At 63.7% G+C, this 15,661-nt stretch carries 14 protein-coding genes; 11 read left to right on the top strand and 3 right to left on the bottom strand.

Annotated features, from left to right (window positions below; translation table 11 throughout):
• Positions 1 to 31 precede the first annotated feature (31 nt).
• Complete coding sequence (locus BRAGE_RS0113415) at positions 32 to 379, top strand: hypothetical protein (RefSeq protein ID WP_027559473.1); 348 nt, start codon at positions 32 to 34, stop codon at positions 377 to 379.
• 33 nt (positions 380 to 412) lie between these two features.
• Positions 413 to 1,702, top strand: a complete 1,290-nt coding sequence (gene mtnK / locus BRAGE_RS0113420; protein ID WP_027559472.1) for an S-methyl-5-thioribose kinase — start codon at positions 413 to 415, stop codon at positions 1,700 to 1,702.
• 32 nt (positions 1,703 to 1,734) lie between these two features.
• Here mtnK and BRAGE_RS0113425 read toward each other — a convergent pair whose 3' ends face one another.
• Positions 1,735 to 2,619, bottom strand: coding sequence for a hypothetical protein (locus BRAGE_RS0113425; RefSeq protein ID WP_027559471.1), 885 nt, complete (start codon positions 2,617 to 2,619; stop codon positions 1,735 to 1,737).
• 255 nt (positions 2,620 to 2,874) lie between these two features.
• Between BRAGE_RS0113425 and BRAGE_RS0113430 the strand changes: the two genes are divergently transcribed.
• The 9 genes from BRAGE_RS0113430 (at position 2,875) to BRAGE_RS0113470 (ending at position 12,878) form a co-directional block, all read left to right on the top strand.
• Complete coding sequence (locus BRAGE_RS0113430; protein ID WP_027559470.1) at positions 2,875 to 4,464, top strand: ABC transporter substrate-binding protein; 1,590 nt, start codon at positions 2,875 to 2,877, stop codon at positions 4,462 to 4,464.
• A 60-nt stretch (positions 4,465 to 4,524) separates the two neighbouring features.
• Positions 4,525 to 5,448, top strand: a complete 924-nt coding sequence (locus BRAGE_RS0113435; protein ID WP_027559469.1) for an ABC transporter permease — start codon at positions 4,525 to 4,527, stop codon at positions 5,446 to 5,448.
• On the top strand, positions 5,445 to 6,266 hold the full coding sequence (locus BRAGE_RS0113440; protein WP_027559468.1) for an ABC transporter permease: 822 nt from the start codon (positions 5,445 to 5,447) through the stop codon (positions 6,264 to 6,266). The genes BRAGE_RS0113435 and BRAGE_RS0113440 overlap by 4 nt, the downstream gene beginning before the upstream one ends.
• Positions 6,263 to 7,243 carry an ABC transporter ATP-binding protein gene (locus tag BRAGE_RS0113445; protein ID WP_027559467.1) on the top strand — a complete coding sequence of 327 codons (981 nt, stop codon included), beginning with the start codon at positions 6,263 to 6,265 and terminating at the stop codon, positions 7,241 to 7,243. The genes BRAGE_RS0113440 and BRAGE_RS0113445 overlap by 4 nt, the downstream gene beginning before the upstream one ends.
• Positions 7,236 to 8,279, top strand: coding sequence for an ABC transporter ATP-binding protein (locus tag BRAGE_RS0113450; RefSeq protein ID WP_027559466.1), 1,044 nt, complete (start codon positions 7,236 to 7,238; stop codon positions 8,277 to 8,279). The genes BRAGE_RS0113445 and BRAGE_RS0113450 overlap by 8 nt, the downstream gene beginning before the upstream one ends.
• Positions 8,280 to 8,797: 518 nt before the next feature.
• Positions 8,798 to 10,036, top strand: a complete 1,239-nt coding sequence (locus tag BRAGE_RS51655; RefSeq protein WP_051377867.1) for an ankyrin repeat domain-containing protein — start codon at positions 8,798 to 8,800, stop codon at positions 10,034 to 10,036.
• Between the two features lie 43 nt (positions 10,037 to 10,079).
• Positions 10,080 to 11,630 carry a CHAT domain-containing protein gene (locus BRAGE_RS0113460; RefSeq protein ID WP_141263029.1) on the top strand — a complete coding sequence of 517 codons (1,551 nt, stop codon included), beginning with the start codon at positions 10,080 to 10,082 and terminating at the stop codon, positions 11,628 to 11,630.
• A 21-nt stretch (positions 11,631 to 11,651) separates the two neighbouring features.
• The gene (locus BRAGE_RS0113465) at positions 11,652 to 12,020 is read left to right on the top strand and encodes a hypothetical protein (protein ID WP_141263032.1); all 369 of its coding nucleotides are present in this window, start codon (positions 11,652 to 11,654) and stop codon (positions 12,018 to 12,020) included.
• Between the two features lie 135 nt (positions 12,021 to 12,155).
• Positions 12,156 to 12,878 (top strand): hypothetical protein, encoded by a 723-nt coding sequence (locus BRAGE_RS0113470; RefSeq protein WP_027559463.1) that lies wholly within the window; start codon positions 12,156 to 12,158, stop codon positions 12,876 to 12,878.
• A gap of 243 nt (positions 12,879 to 13,121) precedes the next feature.
• On the opposite strand, the gene BRAGE_RS0113475 is transcribed toward BRAGE_RS0113470, so the two are convergent.
• Together BRAGE_RS0113475 and BRAGE_RS0113480 are read right to left on the bottom strand one after the other, a co-directional pair.
• The gene (locus tag BRAGE_RS0113475; protein WP_027559462.1) at positions 13,122 to 14,147 is read right to left on the bottom strand and encodes an ABC transporter permease; all 1,026 of its coding nucleotides are present in this window, start codon (positions 14,145 to 14,147) and stop codon (positions 13,122 to 13,124) included.
• 11 nt (positions 14,148 to 14,158) lie between these two features.
• Positions 14,159 to 15,661, bottom strand: coding sequence for a sugar ABC transporter ATP-binding protein (locus BRAGE_RS0113480; RefSeq protein ID WP_027559461.1), 1,503 nt, complete (start codon positions 15,659 to 15,661; stop codon positions 14,159 to 14,161).

The raw sequence follows: 15,661 nt of genomic DNA on the forward strand, positions 1-15,661 counted from the left end.
TTGATTTGTGTCGTTGTTTCGGGGGGAACGAATGACTTTTCAGCGGATCGTCGTCGCACTGCTGGTGCTGATCGTCGCGGGGCTCGGGGCCATCGGCTATTTCGAATGGAGGATGGCGGCGCAGGTGCGCACCCTGAAGGCGTTTGTCGAGGGCTACGTCTTCAACGAGGCGGTGATGGCCTGCGAGCAGGCCAAGAGCTCGACGCCGTTCAAGTGGAACGGCGGCAAGAGCACCTCGGTGATCGGGCTGAACTCGGTCAAGCTCGACAAACACAACGTCAGCGCCAGCTACACGCTGGTGGCGGACCTCGTCTATTGCGATTACGATCCGATCAAAAGAAAGGCCGAGATCGGCTCGAGCTTCCTGGAGCGGGAGTAACGATCCGGTCTCTACAGATGGGATGGGATCGTCATGACCGGGAGCCGGACGGGGGACTATCGGATTCTGCATGAGGCGGCCTTGCGGGACTATCTCGCGGGCCTGCCTGACATCACAGCGCTCCTCGGCGGCGAGCCGGCCGCCTGGGCGATCACCGAGGTCGGCGACGGCAATCTCAACCTCGTCTTCATCGTCAAGGGTGCGCGTGGCGGCATCGCGGTGAAGCAGGCGCTGCCTTACGTCCGGCTCGTCGGCGAGAGCTGGCCGCTGCCGCTGTCGCGGGCTCACTACGAATTCCTGGCCTTGTCCCGGCAGGCCGAACTCGTCCCCGGCCTCGTGCCGGCCCTGCTGCACCACAACGAGACGCTGGCGCTGACGGTGATGGAGCTGCTCGAGCCGCACATCATCATGCGCAAGGGGCTCGTCGCGGCAACCCACTATCCGCGCTTCGTCGACGACATCACCACCTTCATGGCGCGCACCCTGTTCTTCACCTCCGACCTCGCGCTGTCGGCGGCCGAGAAGAAGGAAGGCATCGCTGCGTTCGCCGGCAACCACGCGCTCTGCAAGATCACCGAGGACCTGATCTTCACCGATCCCTACCGCATCGCCGAGCAGAACCGCTGGACCGCGCCTTATCTCGATGGCCTCGCCGCATCCTTGCGCGATGACATGGAGCTGCATGTCGCGATCTCGCGGCTGAAGCTGAAGTTCATGGCAAGCCCGGAAGGACTGCTCCACGGCGACCTCCACACCGGCTCGATCATGGTCACGGACAGCCAGACGCGCGTCATCGACCCCGAATTCGCGTTCTACGGCCCGATGGGGTTCGACGTCGGCGCCGTGCTCGCCAATCTGCTGATGGCCTATTTCGCCTCCGCCGGCCACGAGCGGACGCCGGGCGAGCGGCGCGAATTCGAGGTCTGGGTGCTGGAGAGCGTCGAGCAGGTCTGGAACGAGTTCGCCCGCAAATTCCTCGACCTCTGGCGGGCAGGGCCGACGGGCGATGCCTATCCGGTCTCACTCTTTACCGGCGAGAAGGGCGCGATGCGCCTCGAGGCCGAGCGGCAAGCCTACATGCAGCGCCTGTTCACCGACACGGTCGGCTTCGCCGCCGCCAAGACCATCCGCCGCATCTTCGGCCTCGCCCACAACATCGATTTCGAGCTGATCGAGAACCCGAAGACGCGGGCGATCAGCGAAGCCCGCGCCGTGCGGCTCGCGCGCGGGATGATGGTGGAAGCGCCAGCGTTCCGGACGATCACTGATGTCACCGGCTCTGCCCGAAAGCTGCGGGACTGGCTGCCGGAATTGTCAGGCTGAAGACGTCGCGCGAGGTGAGGGATCGTCGCGCCTCAATACAGCCGCATCGGCAGCGGGACGCCGTCCGGGCCAACCAGCAGGCCCCAGGTCTCGTTGGCTGCAACCTCGAACTCGCGCTTCTGCGCCGCGCTACCGTCCGGCTTGATGATGACCTTGTACTTGCCCGGCAGCAGATCGATCTTCTGGCTATCAGGCAATTCGCCCGCAGCGGCGTCGGAGTGCGCCAGTTTTTCTCCGGCGCGCGCCGCCAGCTTGATGGTTCGCTCATTGACGGTGATTTCGGCCGCTTGATCGGTCTTGTTACCGAGCAACAGCCTCACTTGCCCCGGCTCGGGCAGAATGCCTGATGTCGCGACCGCCGGCTTGCGCAGCGAAAGATCTGCGGTGGTCTTGCCATCCTGACGGGTGAGCCGGAGCGAGGCCGGTCCATCTGAAGTCGTGAAGGCGATCACGGCCCGATCGGGCTCGACCGCCGCGCCGTCATTCTCCTCCCAGCCGCGCCCGCCGAGTGCGGCGCGATAGAAGCCGAGCACGGCCTTGAGATCGAGCGGCGTCTCGACGTGAGACGACCGGATGAAGGGCGAATTCTTCGCGGTCATCAGGCCCCAGCCGTCGGGGAGCGGCAGACCCACATCTTCAGACATCTTGCCCTCGAAGGTCCGGCTTGTGGCCCGTGCCAGCCCGCCAACGGCGTTGCAGAGCAGGCGCTCACCGAGATAGTCGGGGGCGCAACGGTCCCTGACCGCCCACCAGGTATCGTCGACATACCCGTTTGATCGCGAGGTGTGGGACCAGCCGGTGTGGATGGTGTCAGTCGGATTGTCCCGGGCAGGGTCCGGCGTGACGGGAATCGCCATCGCCGCCGTCGCAGCGAGCACGCTGCCCGCGACCAAGATACCTAACGTTCGGCGCTTCATTTTTTCCGCGATCCCTGGGGCTCAGATAACGATCCTGAGCTTGGTCGCATCGATCGCGAAAAATGTTCACTGGCCGGTCGCCCGATGACGCACCGCGTCAATCGGCGGCTTGCATCGGCGGAGGATGCAACCCGACCGAGGTCTGCATCGCGGCCTTCCGGAACCGGCATCGGTCGCCATCAAAACGAAGCTTGCGTTCGACGGCCGACGAATGATCAAATCCCTGATCGGAATGCCTGCGTTGTTGGGGGACACATGATGTTCAGGATGATTGCGATCGTCGCGGGTTTGGCACTGGCGCTCACCGGATCCGTTGAGGCCCAGACCCCGCGCAAGGGCGGAACCATCCGCATGACCGCGCCTTACGGCTCGAGCTTCACCAGTCTCGACATTCACACCACGCAGCGCGCCCAGGACGAGATCTACGCCAAGGCCCTGCATCGCTCGCTCTACATCTGGGATTCCGCGGAAGGAAAGCCGGTTCCGGAGCTGGCCAAGGAGGTCGTCGTCTCGGGCGGCGGTCTCGTCTACACCTTCAAGCTCCGCGACGACGCGTATTTCCACAATGGCCGCAAGATGACGGCCGACGACATCATCTGGTCCTTCAACCGCATCATGGACGGCACCAAGGCCTTTCCCGGCGCGCGCTTCGTCCGCGTGATCGAGGGGGCGGCCGCGGTCGAGAAGGGCCAGGCCAAGGAAATCTCCGGCCTGAAGAAGATCGACGACTTCACCCTGGAAATGAAGCTGACCGAGAAGGTCGATCCGGGCTTCTACTTCTTCACCGCGCTGACCTCGATCTATCCCGCCGACGAGGCCGCCAAGGACAGCTTCATCCAGCATCCGATCGGTCTCGGACCGTTCAAATTCGTCGAGCATGTGCCGGGATCGCGCATCGTGCTGGAGCGGTGGGACCGGTTCTACAAGCCCGGCAAGCCCTACGCCGACAAGATCGTCGTGTCGATCATGGCCGAGGCCGCGGCGCGCGACGTCGCCTTCCGCAACAAGGAGATCGACACCTCGGTGCTGGGACCTGCGCAATACGTCGCCTACCAGTCCGACGCCAATCTCAAGGGCACCATCGTCGAGGTCGCCGAGGTCTTCACGCGCTACATGGGCATGAATCCCGCCTTCAAGCCGTTCGCCGACAAGCGGGTCCGGCAGGCGATCAACTACGCGATCGACACCGACCTGATCATCAACAAGCTGGTCAAGGGCAAGGCCTATCGCGCCACCAGCTGGCTGCCGCTGACCTCGCCCGCCTACGACAAGGCGATGAAGCCGTACCCCTACGATCCCGCCAAGGCCAAGCAGCTGCTTAGCGAGGCGGGCTATCCCTCCGGCTTCGAGTTCGAATGGACCACCAGCCAGAACGAAAGCTGGGGCCTGCCGATCGTCTCGGCCGTGATCCCGATGCTCGACAAGGTCGGCATCAAGGCGAAGGTCAAGCAGGTCGAGACCGCGGTACTGGCCGAAGTGGTTCGCAGCGGCGACTACCAGGCCTTCATCTACTCCCAGCAGAGCGGCCCGGATCCCCAGGCCGCGCTCAAATGCTTCCATTCGTCGACGCCGCAGCCGGCCTGCAACTACATGAACTACAAGAACCCGGAGTTCGACAAGCTGATCGATGCGGCCGGGCAGGCCGACGACGCCGCAAAGCGCACCGAGCTGCTGCAAAAGGCCAATGCGCTGCTCTACGAGGAGGCGCCGGTCTGGTTCTTCAACTACAACAAGGCGGTGATGGCGGTGCAGCCGTGGCTCAAGGGCGTTCAGCTGAATGCGACAGAGCTGACCCATCAGAACGTCGAGGACCTCTGGGTCGACGAGACCTCGCCCGCGAAGTGACATACGCTCTCGCGCTCCCTCCATCGCGCCGAACGATGCAGGGAGAGAGGAAAGCTTGAGATGCTCTCGTTCCTGCTCCGTCGCCTGCTGCAAACCATTCCGACCGTGCTCGCCGTCGTGCTACTGGTCTTCGTGCTGTTCAGCGTCGTGCCCGGCAGTATCGTCTCGAGCATGAGCGACGACAGCGATCCGCAGGTCGAGCTGCGCATGAAAAAGCAGCTAGGTCTCGATGATCCCGTCTATGTGCGGTTCGGCGCCTACATCGCCAAGCTCGCAACAGGCGATTTCGGCACCTCGTTCCGGACCCGCGAGCCTGTTATCACCATGATCGCCAAACGGGCATGGCCGACGCTGCAGCTGATCTTCGCGGCCATGGCGTTTGCGATTCTGATCGGCGTGCCGCTTGGCTTCGTCGCCGCGCTGAGGCCCGGCGGCATCGTCGATACGCTTGCCATGGTGGTGGCGGTGTCGGGTCTTTCCATCGCCAAGTTCTGGCTCGGCCTGGTGCTGATGTATCTGTTCGCGTTGAAGCTCGGCTGGCTGCCGAGCTTCGGCTATGGCGACGGGGGGCTGCAATATCTGCTGCTGCCGGCCGTGACGCTCGGCGTCTCGCCGATGGCGCTGTTTGCCCGCACGACGCGCGCCGCGGTCCTCGAGATCATGACCGCGGATTTCGTCCGCACCGCGCGCTCCAAGGGCATGAGCGAGACCCGCGTCGTGAAATGGCACGTGATGCGCAACGCGCTCGTCATCATTCTCACCACCGTCGGCCTGCAGTTCGGCGGTCTGATGGGGCAGGCGGTCGTCGTCGAAAAGCTGTTCTCCTGGCCGGGCATCGGCTCTCTGCTCGTCGACAGTGTGCTGCAGCGCGACATTCCGGCCGTCCAGGGCTCCATTCTCGTGGTGGTGCTGGCCTTTCTCGCGATTAATCTTTTGATCGACGTGCTCTACGGCGTGATCGATCCGAGGATCAGATACGCATGAAGCTCCGCGCCAATCTCATCATCGGCGGGGCGCTGTTCGCGCTCGCGATCCTGGTCGGGCTGCTCGCGCCCTGGCTGGCGCACACCGATCCGGTCCTCGACGCCAATCTGATGAACGCGGAGGAGCCTCCGAGCTGGACCTGGTGGTTCGGCACGGACGACCAGGGCCGCGACATCTATTCCCGTGTCGTCTACGGCGCGCGCGTCTCGCTGACGGTCGGCATCGTCTCGCAGCTCATCAACAGCGTGATCGGCGTGGCCCTGGGCCTGAGCGCCGGTTATTGGGGCGGCTGGTGGGATGATTTTGTCAATGCGCTCACCAACCTCATGCTCGCGATCCCCTCGCTGATCTTCGCGCTCGCCATCATGGCGGTGCTCGGCCCCGGCCTGACCAGCCTCTTGATCGCACTCGGGCTGACCAACTGGTCCTTCACGTGCCGGATCGCGCGGGCCTCGGCGCTGTCGCTGCGGAGCCAGGGCTACGTGCAGGCGGCGACCGTGCTCGGCTATGGCGATCTGCGCATCATGGTCACGCAGCTGCTGCCAAACATGCTCGGGCCGATCGTCGTGATCGGCACGCTCGGCATGGGCAGCGCAGTCCTGTCCGAAGCCGCCTTGTCGTTCCTCGGCCTCGGCGTCCGCCCGCCGTTTCCGAGCTGGGGCAGTATGTTGTCGGAGGCGCGCGAGCAGATCACGACGGCGCCGTGGCTCTCGATCTTTCCCGGACTTGCCATCTTCCTGACCGTGCTTGGCCTGAACCTGCTCGGCGACGGACTGCGCGACATTCTCGATCCACAATCGCGGAGCCGGCGGACATGACGGGCGCGCCGCTGATCGAAGTCAGGGATTTGCGCATCGATCTCGACGACGGATCGCGGCGCGTCGCTGCCGCCGAGGGCATTTCGTTCCGCATCGATCGCGGCGAGACCTTCGGGCTCGTCGGCGAATCCGGCTGCGGCAAGAGCATCACGGCGCTCGCCTTGATCGGCCTGCTGCGGTCGCCGCTGTCGATCGGCGGTGGCGTCATCCGCTTCGACGGGCAAGAAATCCAGCAACTTTCGGCGGCCAGGCAGCGTGAGCTGCGTGGCAACCGCATCGCCATGATCTTCCAGGAGCCGATGACGGCGCTCAATCCGGTCTCGCCGGTGGGGCGGCAGATCGCCGAGATGTTCGTGCTGCACAAGGGCAAGAGCTGGCGGGAGGCTAACCGACTGGCGGTCGAGGCCCTGGCGAGCGTCCGCGTCCCTGCGCCGGAGCGGCGCGTCAACGACTATCCGCATCAGCTCTCAGGTGGCATGCGCCAGCGCGTGATGATCGCCATTGCACTCGCCTGCGGTCCGGATCTCCTGATCGCCGACGAGCCGACCACCGCGCTCGATGTGACCGTGCAGGCCGAGATCATCGAGCTGATGCGCAATTTGTGCGCCGAGCGGGGCACGGCGATCCTGATGATCAGCCACGATCTTGGCCTCGTCGCCAATGTCTGCCGCCGCGTCGCCGTCATGTATGCCGGCCGCATCGTCGAGGAGCGCGGCTCGGCCGATATCTTCCGGACCCCCTCGCATCCCTATACGCAGGGCCTGGTCGCCTCGCTGCCGCGGCTGGGCAGCCGCGCAGCGCTTGGCCGGACGCGGCTGAAGGAGATCGCGGGCGTCGTCCCCGCCATCACGAGCTTCCCCGATGGCTGCCGGTTCAATCCGCGCTGCGCGCAGGCGACCGAGATCTGCCGCACAGTCGTGCCGGAGACGGATTTGCTGGAAGCCGGCGGTCTGGTGCGGTGTCACCACCATGCATGAGCCCAAGAACAGATCGGGTGAGGGCAGGGTGGACGACGATCTCATCCTCAGCGTCGAGGATCTTGCGGTTCATTTTCCGATGGGCGGCGGCCTGCTGGGCCGCGGCCGGCGGCTGCTGCGCGCCGTCGACGGGGTCGATCTCAAGCTGAAGCGGGGCGAATGTCTCGGCCTCGTCGGTGAGTCCGGCTCGGGCAAGTCGACGGTCGCTCTGTCGATCCTGGGCCTGCTGACGCCGACGCGCGGCCGCATCGTGCTGGACGGGCAGGTCGTGACGGGCAGGCCATCCGGTGATCGCAAGGCGCTGGCCCGCATCGTGCAGATCGTATTTCAGGATCCCTACGCCTCGCTCAACCCGCGCCAGACCGTTCGCCGCACACTCGAAGATCCCCTGCGCGTGCATGGCGTGACCGCAAAGAGCGAGATCGAGGACCGCGTCGCGACCATGCTGCGCCATGTCGGCCTGCGGCCCGAGCAGGCCGACCGCTACCCGCACGAATTCTCCGGCGGCCAGCGCCAGCGCATCGGCATCGCCCGCGCGCTGATCCTCAATCCCAAAATCGTCATCTGCGACGAGCCGGTCTCGGCGCTCGACGTCTCGATTCGCGCCCAGATCATCAATCTGCTCCTGGAATTGAAGGATACGCTCGGTCTCTCCTACATCATGATCAGCCACGACCTCGGCGTCGTCGAGCACATGAGCGACCGCGTCGCCGTGATGTATCTCGGCCGCATCGTCGAGAACGGCGACTGGCGCGAGATATTTGAACGTCCCGCGCACCCCTATACGCAGGCTCTGATATCAGCCATCCCCGACCCCTTGCGCCATGCGCCGCTGGCGACGACCGGCGGCGATCTTCCCAATCCGCTCAATCCGCCGAATGGATGCGCCTTCAGCCCGAGATGTCGTTATGCCGAAGATGTGTGCCGGAGCGAGCCGGGGCCATCGCTGGAAACGCGCGCCGATGGGCATGCGGTGAGGTGCTGGCGTGCAGACGAGATCGGTGCAGCGAGCGTCTCTCTATCACCGTCACCCTGAGGTGGCCGCTTCTTCAGCGGCCCTCGAAGGGCGCGGCCGAGACACTTCCTTGCAGTCTTCCTAGCTCATCACCCGTTCGGGTGATGCCGTCATATGGTGAAGATGCTAGCCATAAGAGCGACGATTTCGGCGGGCTGAAGATCGCATGTTCGTGGTGAATTGGTTCACACGCTACGGGCGGAAACGCGCTTAAGTTGTAGATGCGCGGAGCGGGGCGGCGGCTGTCACGACGGAGTATGCCATGCTAGATTCACCCTCGGGTTGCGCCGCAGGAAATGCTTGTTGAAGCCTTTCCGGGAGTAAGAACCTTCGGCTTCAGCGAACCCTCTCGATCCTCGACGTGCTTGGACTTTTGGGGGGCGCGTATGCCAACCACAATAGGCGACGGGACGTGGCCCGCAGCGCCGGCCACACCTTCTTGCCGTTGATGGAGCTTCCAAGGCTGGTCCAACGTCGACGAGCCAATCGCGTATGGCTGGTCCGGCTCGCTTCAATCTGCGAAGTTGGTGAGCAAGCGCATGACAGAAGAAGAGATCCTGAGAGTTGCCGGAGCGGCTATCAAGGGCGATGTGGCGGTCGTTGCCGAGGCGCTGGACAGAGGAATGCCGCCAAACATTTATTTGGGCGGGCCGACATTGCTCAATCTCTTGGCTCAACGTGGGCAAGTCGATGTTCTCCGTCTGATGCTGTTGCGGGGAGCCGATCCGAACTCTGTCGGCGATCAGGGCGTCACCGCGCTCATGTCCGCCGCGACGGCGGGGCAACTCGCCGCCGTGGAGGTATTGCTCGAGCATGGCGCCGATCCGGATCTGCGTGACGCGAACGGAAGAACCGCGTCGGACATGGCCGCGCTCAATGATTATCGCGCGGTCTTCAGTCGCCTTCGACGAAGGCCGAGTGCCGGCTCAGATGCCATGCGCCAAATTAATGCGTTCCTCGATGCGGATGCGCGGCTTCGGCATGTGAGCCTGAAAGTCACGTTCGCCTCAATGAGCTGGAGTCTACCGTCAGCTGCTGCGGGAGCGTTTGGAGTGTCGTCGATGCGGGTGGACGAGACGACAATCGTGGAATTGAAGCAGATCGAAGCCGACTTTTTGACTCTTGCGGGTCAGTCGGTGCCGGCTGGCGGGTGGCAGGCGTCGCCTCTCGCGCAAGCGGCTGAATGTTCTCGGCTCTCCGCCTTCATCCTCGATACCGTGCTGGAGCAGCCGGGTCGCGCCGCGGCTCAATACAAGGCGGCGCAGGCCATCTTCGAAAGGGCCGGCCTTTGGGCGGAAGCCCGGGACGCTGCCGATAACGCGGCAGCGTGCCTCGACGTTGCGTCCGGCAATGTCGAGCAGCGGCAAGAGCGCGCGCGGGCGGCGGTCGCCTCGGCACCTCCATCCACTGTTTCGAGAGCGTCTCATTTGATCCAGCTGGGTGAAATCCAGCTGCAAGTCCGCAATCAACTGGCGGCGATCGCGACATTCAAGGACGCGGAAGCCACCCTGAGACAGGCAGGTTACAAGGAGCCGCCAGCCCCCGGCACGATCTTCAACGAGATAATGGCATCGATGATGAGCGATGCCGGAAATGGCCCTCAGCTGGTGCAGCGTGCCGGCAACATCCTGAAGCTCAGGCTGCTTTTCTACCGGTTATACTTCGGCTTGAAGAATGCCTATGGCCCGGTCGACAAGGCCAACCTCGGCAACCCGAGCGAGGCGGATCGTTATGCCCGCCTCATTGTAGATCATAAACTGCAGACCCAGGGGAAGTAGTGGCGTGCTCCTGGCGGTCAACCAGCTCCTGACGGAGGTTCGAATGCAGCGCCTGTCGGGCGTGTCGGGGCGCGACAGGCGTACGGCGGCCGAAAGGCTCGTAGCGCAAGCGGCCGCGCTGCCACAGCGCACTATCAAAGCCGCTTCCCTGGTGGAATTGTCCGACACCTGGCTCGATGATGAGCCTGCCAAGGCGCGATGCTTTGCCGTGCAGGCGCGCGAGCTGGTAGACGAGACGACGGCGCCGAACGTTACGGCGCTCTCGCTCACGATCGAGGCGGACGCCGCCTTGAAGGACAAGGAGCCCCAGCCGGATCGCGCCTACGATCTGACACAGCGCGCGATCGAGCTGGCCCGGCAGCATCGTGAACAAACAACGGAACCAATTCTCCGGGCAACCTCGATGCTGGATCGCATTCGCATCTTCGAGAGCGCGACCTCGGCCGCCTTGGCCGCTGGACGTCTGGCGTGCGCGCTGAAGGCGGCTGAGAACCAGCGGCCCGCGCTGCCAGGTGAACCGCCATTGGACTTGACGCTGGTTCAGGAGGCGCTGGAGATTGGCGAGCTCGCCATTGTCTACACCTGGTTGGGAGCCGGCCGGCTTCTGGTCGCGACCGTCGAGCGAAATTCGTTGCAGTCAGTGCCGGTGACGGTCAATCCAGAGGCTTTGCGCATTCTGGAGTCGTTCTCGGCCCATCTTCGAAACGGCGGAATCGGAGGCTGGAGCTTCACGTCCGAAGAGGCTGATTTGCTCGATGTCTTGCTTCCAGCGCTGTTACCCTCCCTGGTGACGTCGCGACTGGCGAACGCCCGGAAGCTGTTCATCCTCCCGCATCGGTCGCTTCATGCGATTCCCTTCAGCTTGCTCAGGTTCGGGGGAAGTCGTCTCGGTTTAAGTTATCCCTGGACGACGATCCCAAATCTCGGGGCCATCCATCGTCGTATACCGGTCACCGACGGGCAAGGCGTGGTTGCCGCGGGCATTGACTATTATCCCACCGCTCAACCGACCAGGGGATTTGACGGCGTCGCCGAAGAAATCGTTGCGAGGCACGAGGCTCGCGGACTTCCGGCCAATCGGCTCACGGAGCCGGGCGTCTGCAATACACTTGCAGGGATGCTGGCCGGCGGTGAGCTGGACCATGCCGCCTTCTTGCTGCTGGCTTGCCATGGCACGTCCGCACAGGGCGATGTCCCCGGAGAGTCGTTCCTGCAACTGGGGTCGGAACGGCTGACTGCAGACATGATCTCCAGATCTCGCGTTCCCGCCGATCTTGTCGTGCTCGTCGCGTGCTGCTCCGGGCAGCGGGCCGTCGGCGGGATGGGAATTCAATTTTGGCCCGGGGACGATCTGTTCGGACTCCAGGCCGCCTTTCGCGCCGCCGGCGTGCGCCAGGTCATCGGATCGCTCTGGAATGCCAAGGTCCGCGCCGCAAAGTCGATGGCAGGCCTCGTGTACGACGCCTGGGTCAATGGTGCGGATGCCGCCACAAGCATCCAAAGAGCGGCGCGGGAACTCTACAAGGACCCTCTCCATCAGCAAAAGTACGAATGGGCCCCGTTCACGGCGGTGCAATTTGGCATGAAAGCATAACGTACGGAGGTTGCGATGAGTTTGCAGATTTACGTCGAAATCAACGGGGACCAGGATCCGAAAATCGCCGCGAAACACGAAGACGAGATCACCGCGTTGGCGCGCGCGAGCCTCGGGGATGTAAGCGGTGTTGCGATCGACGGCATGGCCGTGGATTCGGAGGCAAATCTCGATCCCGTCGCGGTCGCCCATCTCGCGGTCCTGCTGACTGCCATGGCCGGCGCGGTTGGAGCCGGAGCAAAGCTTCTTGCTGCCTTGCGCAAAATGGTCACCGAGGGTGGGGCGTTGATCCGGGCTATTAAGGTCGAGATCGGCGGAAGGCCGCGCTCGCTGGAGAGCGTTACGCCGGAGGAGATCGACAAGGAATTGCGAGCCCCCCGCAGGCACTGAAAGCGCGAAAGTCAAAGGTCACCGCCGCTCATTGCACTTCAATGATGGGAGGCTCCCATTTTCGGAATCCTCAGCAAGCTTTTCCAGCCGAAGAATCCATATCAGGGGTTCCTAGGAAAAATCTGGGACATCTGGATGCACCAGAATGTGGCCCATGCAGCCCTGTTGGCGCGGTGGTCGTGGCAAAAGCTGCCCGTGGAGATCATCGCACAGGCAGAGGACTTGAGACGACGGGCCGATGCCGCCGGCCGACATCAGGTGATCCGTGACCAGGTGGCCCTCCAGCTTGGCTCCCTTGGAATATCTCCCGGCTTCGGCGGCGGCTTCCTGGGCTTCAATCCGGATCAGGCCATGTTCATCTCTGTGATGGCCATGATCCGCCAACACAATGGCGATCCGCCGGCCGGATCAACCGACGTGATCGCGGTGGCAGAGCCCGTCCTGACGGGGCAAAGGCAACCGCACGATGCACTGATCGCCGCCGCGCCTCCGGAGGCGCGGCAACTATACGCAATACTGCTTCCCGTCGTCAGACAGTTCGGTTTCGAAAAACTGTTTCTGGTCGCGTCGTACGTGCAGGCCGCGTTTGCGCTCCCGCGCGAGCGCATTATCCACCTGCTGCCCGACGCAAATCGCCTGCGACTTCAATCGCTCTACGAGCTCGTGCAGAACGGGCCGCTGAACGAAACGGATCGACCAAAGATGTATGCCGTTTTTCTTTGGTTTGTCGGTGAGCTGATCGAGAGCGGCGCTATTTCGAATTTCGGTATGACCAAAGAGCAGATCACGCAGAGCCAACCCTACGATCATGTCGTCCGTCGGCTGTTCGAGCTTGGCTGGTTAACTGTTGAGTCGTGATTCAAACGCCTGGGGATGAGTGTGGCGTGAAAGCGCGGATGAGGTCACAAGGCGCCACGACGGAAGAGCTGCCGCCGGTCTAGGCTCACTGCTTGAGCGCTTGACCGATGATGACATCATGCTCCTGTTTTGCCCGACGAGTCAAACGTCGCCACGGCGTCGGCTCAGACTCGCTCCGCGCCAAATTCTCCAATGATTTGTACTGTGCATGGGGTTGTTTTCGCGGTTTTGTTTTTAGGCCGTCTATTCCGCCGTTTTTTCTCGCAAACGCTGCGCATAGACGTTGATGACCAGCGCCGCCAGCAGGATCAGGCCACGGATCAGGATCTTCAGGAAGCTGTCGATGTTGACGTGGTCGAGGCCGTTATTGAGAACTCCGAGAACGAAAAGCCCGACGATGGTGTTGCCGATGCCGCCGCGGCCGCCGAACAGGCTGGTGCCGCCGACGACGACCGCAGCGATGGAGTCGAGCAGGTACGTGTCGAACTCGTTCTGCTGCGCGCTGCCGAAATGGGCAACGCCGAGCATGCCGCCGATGCCGGAGCACACCGCCGAGATCACCATGACGGCGCCTAAGATGAGCTTGACGTTGAGACCGGCATATTCGGCAGCCTCGCGATTGCCGCCGACCATGTAGACGTAGCGGCCGAAGCGCGTGTAGGTCAGCACGAGGTGGCCGCCGAGCAGCATGATGGCGGCGACGATGACGATCCAGGGGATGCCGCCGATCGAGCCCGAGCCGAGCGTCGTGATCAGGCTCGGCACCTTGTAGGCGATCTGGCCGCGCACCAGCAGCGCCGAGATGCCGGCCGCGATCTGCATCATCGCCAGCGTCATGATGAAGGAGGGGATACCGATCACGGTCAGCCCCAGCGCATTGACGAGGCCGAGCAATGCGCAGAGCAGGATCGAGAGGATGATCGCGACCGCGCCGGGCAGGGGGATATTGGCGATGTTGACGTAGGACTCCTGCAGCGTGAAGTAGGCGACCGCGATGCCCGTGACGTTGGCGATGCTGGCGATCGACAGGTCGATCTCCGCGCAGAGGATCACGAAGGTGAGGCCGACGGCGATGATGCCGGTCACCGACACCTGCGTCAGGATGTTGCCGAGATTGTCGAGCGTGGCGAAGGAGGGACTTGCGAAGGCGAAGAAGGCAGACAGGAAGATCAGCGTCAGGAACGGGGCGATGTTGCGCATCTGCGAGCGCAGGAAGGGCGCAAGGCCCCGCGCCCGCTGCCCCGCCGCCAAAGCCGTCTCGCTGCTCATGTGCTTCTCCGTCACGCCGCTTCCAGCAGGCGGTCCTTGCTGACCGGCTCATTCCTGAATTCCCGTACCACTTCGCCGCGCTTGAGCACGAGGATGCGGTCGGCCAGCGACAGCACCGTTTCCGGCTCAGTCGACAGCACGATGATCGCGAGCCCTTTTGTGCGGAGGTCGCGGACGATGTTGATGACGTCGTTCTTGGCGCCGACATCCATGCCGCGGGTCGGCTCGCACAGCACAAGAAGCTTTGGCGGGTAGGTCAGCCATTTCGCCAGCGCGACCTTCTGCTGGTTGCCGCCGGAGAGCATGCCGAGATCGAGGCCGACCACCGGCGGCCTGATCTGCAGTTGCTCGACCTGGCGCTTTGCGATGTCGCGCTCCTGCGCCGGCTTGAGCAGCAGGGAAGAGATGCGATCGAGAATGCTGATCGAGATGTTCTTGTAGACCGGCTCCTGGTGAAACAGCATGTCGCGCCGGCTCTCCGGCACCAGCGCTACCCCGGCGCGCCGCGCCGCCGCCGTACTGGCGAAGGATTTTGGCGTGCCCTCGACGGCAAGGGTGCCGCTATCAGGCTTGAGCTTGCCGAACAGGATGCGGGACAATTCTTGTTGCCCGCAGCCCATGAAGCCGTAGATGCCGAGCACCTCGCCGGCACGCGCCTCGAAGGAGATGTCCTTCAGGCTGCGCGACAGCGACAGCTGGTCGACCTTCAGGACCACCGCGTTGTCGCTCGGCTGCGGCAGCATCAGATCGTCGGTGTAGCTGTGCTCGAGCGCCTCGCCGCCACGGCCGATCATGGCCTCGATCAGCGCGCCCTTGCTGGTCGCGGCGCTTGCTGTCTCCGCGACCTTCCGTCCGTTGCGGAACACGGTCACCGTGTCGGACACGCGAAGGATGTCCTCGATGAAATGCGAGATGAAGACGATGCTGGTGCCTTCCTCGCGCAAGCGCCGGAGGGTTGCGAACAGTCGCTCGACCTCGGGCGGGGAGAGGGCGGAGGTCGGCTCGTCCAGGATGACGATGCGGGCGCCGGAAAACAGCACGCGCGCGATCTCGATCAGCTGCTGCAGCCCGATCGGCAGATCGCCGAGCCTCGACATCGGATCGACGTCGATGCCGAAGCGGGCGAGCTGCTCGCCGGCCTCGCGCGCCATCCGCCGCCATTGCACGAGGCCAAGGGCGTTGGTCGGCTGGTTGCCGAGGAAGACGTTCTCGGCGACCGTCAGGTCAGGCGCGACGGAAAGCTCCTGATGCACCATGGCGATGCCGGCGGCATGCGCGTCGCGGGCCGAGCGGAAATGCTTCTCTTGGCCATCGATCAGGAAGCGGCCGGAGAATTCGGTGTGCACGCCGGCGATGATCTTCATCAGCGTGCTTTTGCCGGCGCCGTTCTCGCCGACGAGACCGTGGATCTCGCCGGGATGAAGCGCGAAGTCGACACCACGAAGCGCTTCGACGCCGCCGAAGCTCTTCGTGATGCCCTGCAGTTCCAGGATGGGCGAACGACCCGCTGACAT

The organism is Bradyrhizobium genosp. SA-4 str. CB756 (assembly GCF_000473125.1).
Taxonomy (GTDB): Bacteria; Pseudomonadota; Alphaproteobacteria; order Rhizobiales; family Xanthobacteraceae; genus Bradyrhizobium; species Bradyrhizobium arachidis.

Coding starts and splice junctions, on each gene's coding strand:
- BRAGE_RS0113415 (WP_027559473.1), top strand. CDS start 32: ATGACTTTTCAGCGGATCGTCGTCGCACTGCTGGTGCTGATCGTCGCG.
- mtnK (WP_027559472.1), top strand. CDS start 413: ATGACCGGGAGCCGGACGGGGGACTATCGGATTCTGCATGAGGCGGCC.
- BRAGE_RS0113425 (WP_027559471.1), bottom strand. CDS start 2,619: ATGAAGCGCCGAACGTTAGGTATCTTGGTCGCGGGCAGCGTGCTCGCT.
- BRAGE_RS0113430 (WP_027559470.1), top strand. CDS start 2,875: ATGATGTTCAGGATGATTGCGATCGTCGCGGGTTTGGCACTGGCGCTC.
- BRAGE_RS0113435 (WP_027559469.1), top strand. CDS start 4,525: ATGCTCTCGTTCCTGCTCCGTCGCCTGCTGCAAACCATTCCGACCGTG.
- BRAGE_RS0113440 (WP_027559468.1), top strand. CDS start 5,445: ATGAAGCTCCGCGCCAATCTCATCATCGGCGGGGCGCTGTTCGCGCTC.
- BRAGE_RS0113445 (WP_027559467.1), top strand. CDS start 6,263: ATGACGGGCGCGCCGCTGATCGAAGTCAGGGATTTGCGCATCGATCTC.
- BRAGE_RS0113450 (WP_027559466.1), top strand. CDS start 7,236: ATGCATGAGCCCAAGAACAGATCGGGTGAGGGCAGGGTGGACGACGAT.
- BRAGE_RS51655 (WP_051377867.1), top strand. CDS start 8,798: ATGACAGAAGAAGAGATCCTGAGAGTTGCCGGAGCGGCTATCAAGGGC.
- BRAGE_RS0113460 (WP_141263029.1), top strand. CDS start 10,080: ATGCAGCGCCTGTCGGGCGTGTCGGGGCGCGACAGGCGTACGGCGGCC.
- BRAGE_RS0113470 (WP_027559463.1), top strand. CDS start 12,156: ATGCACCAGAATGTGGCCCATGCAGCCCTGTTGGCGCGGTGGTCGTGG.
- BRAGE_RS0113475 (WP_027559462.1), bottom strand. CDS start 14,147: ATGAGCAGCGAGACGGCTTTGGCGGCGGGGCAGCGGGCGCGGGGCCTT.
- BRAGE_RS0113480 (WP_027559461.1), bottom strand. CDS start 15,661: ATGTCAGCGGGTCGTTCGCCCATCCTGGAACTGCAGGGCATCACGAAG.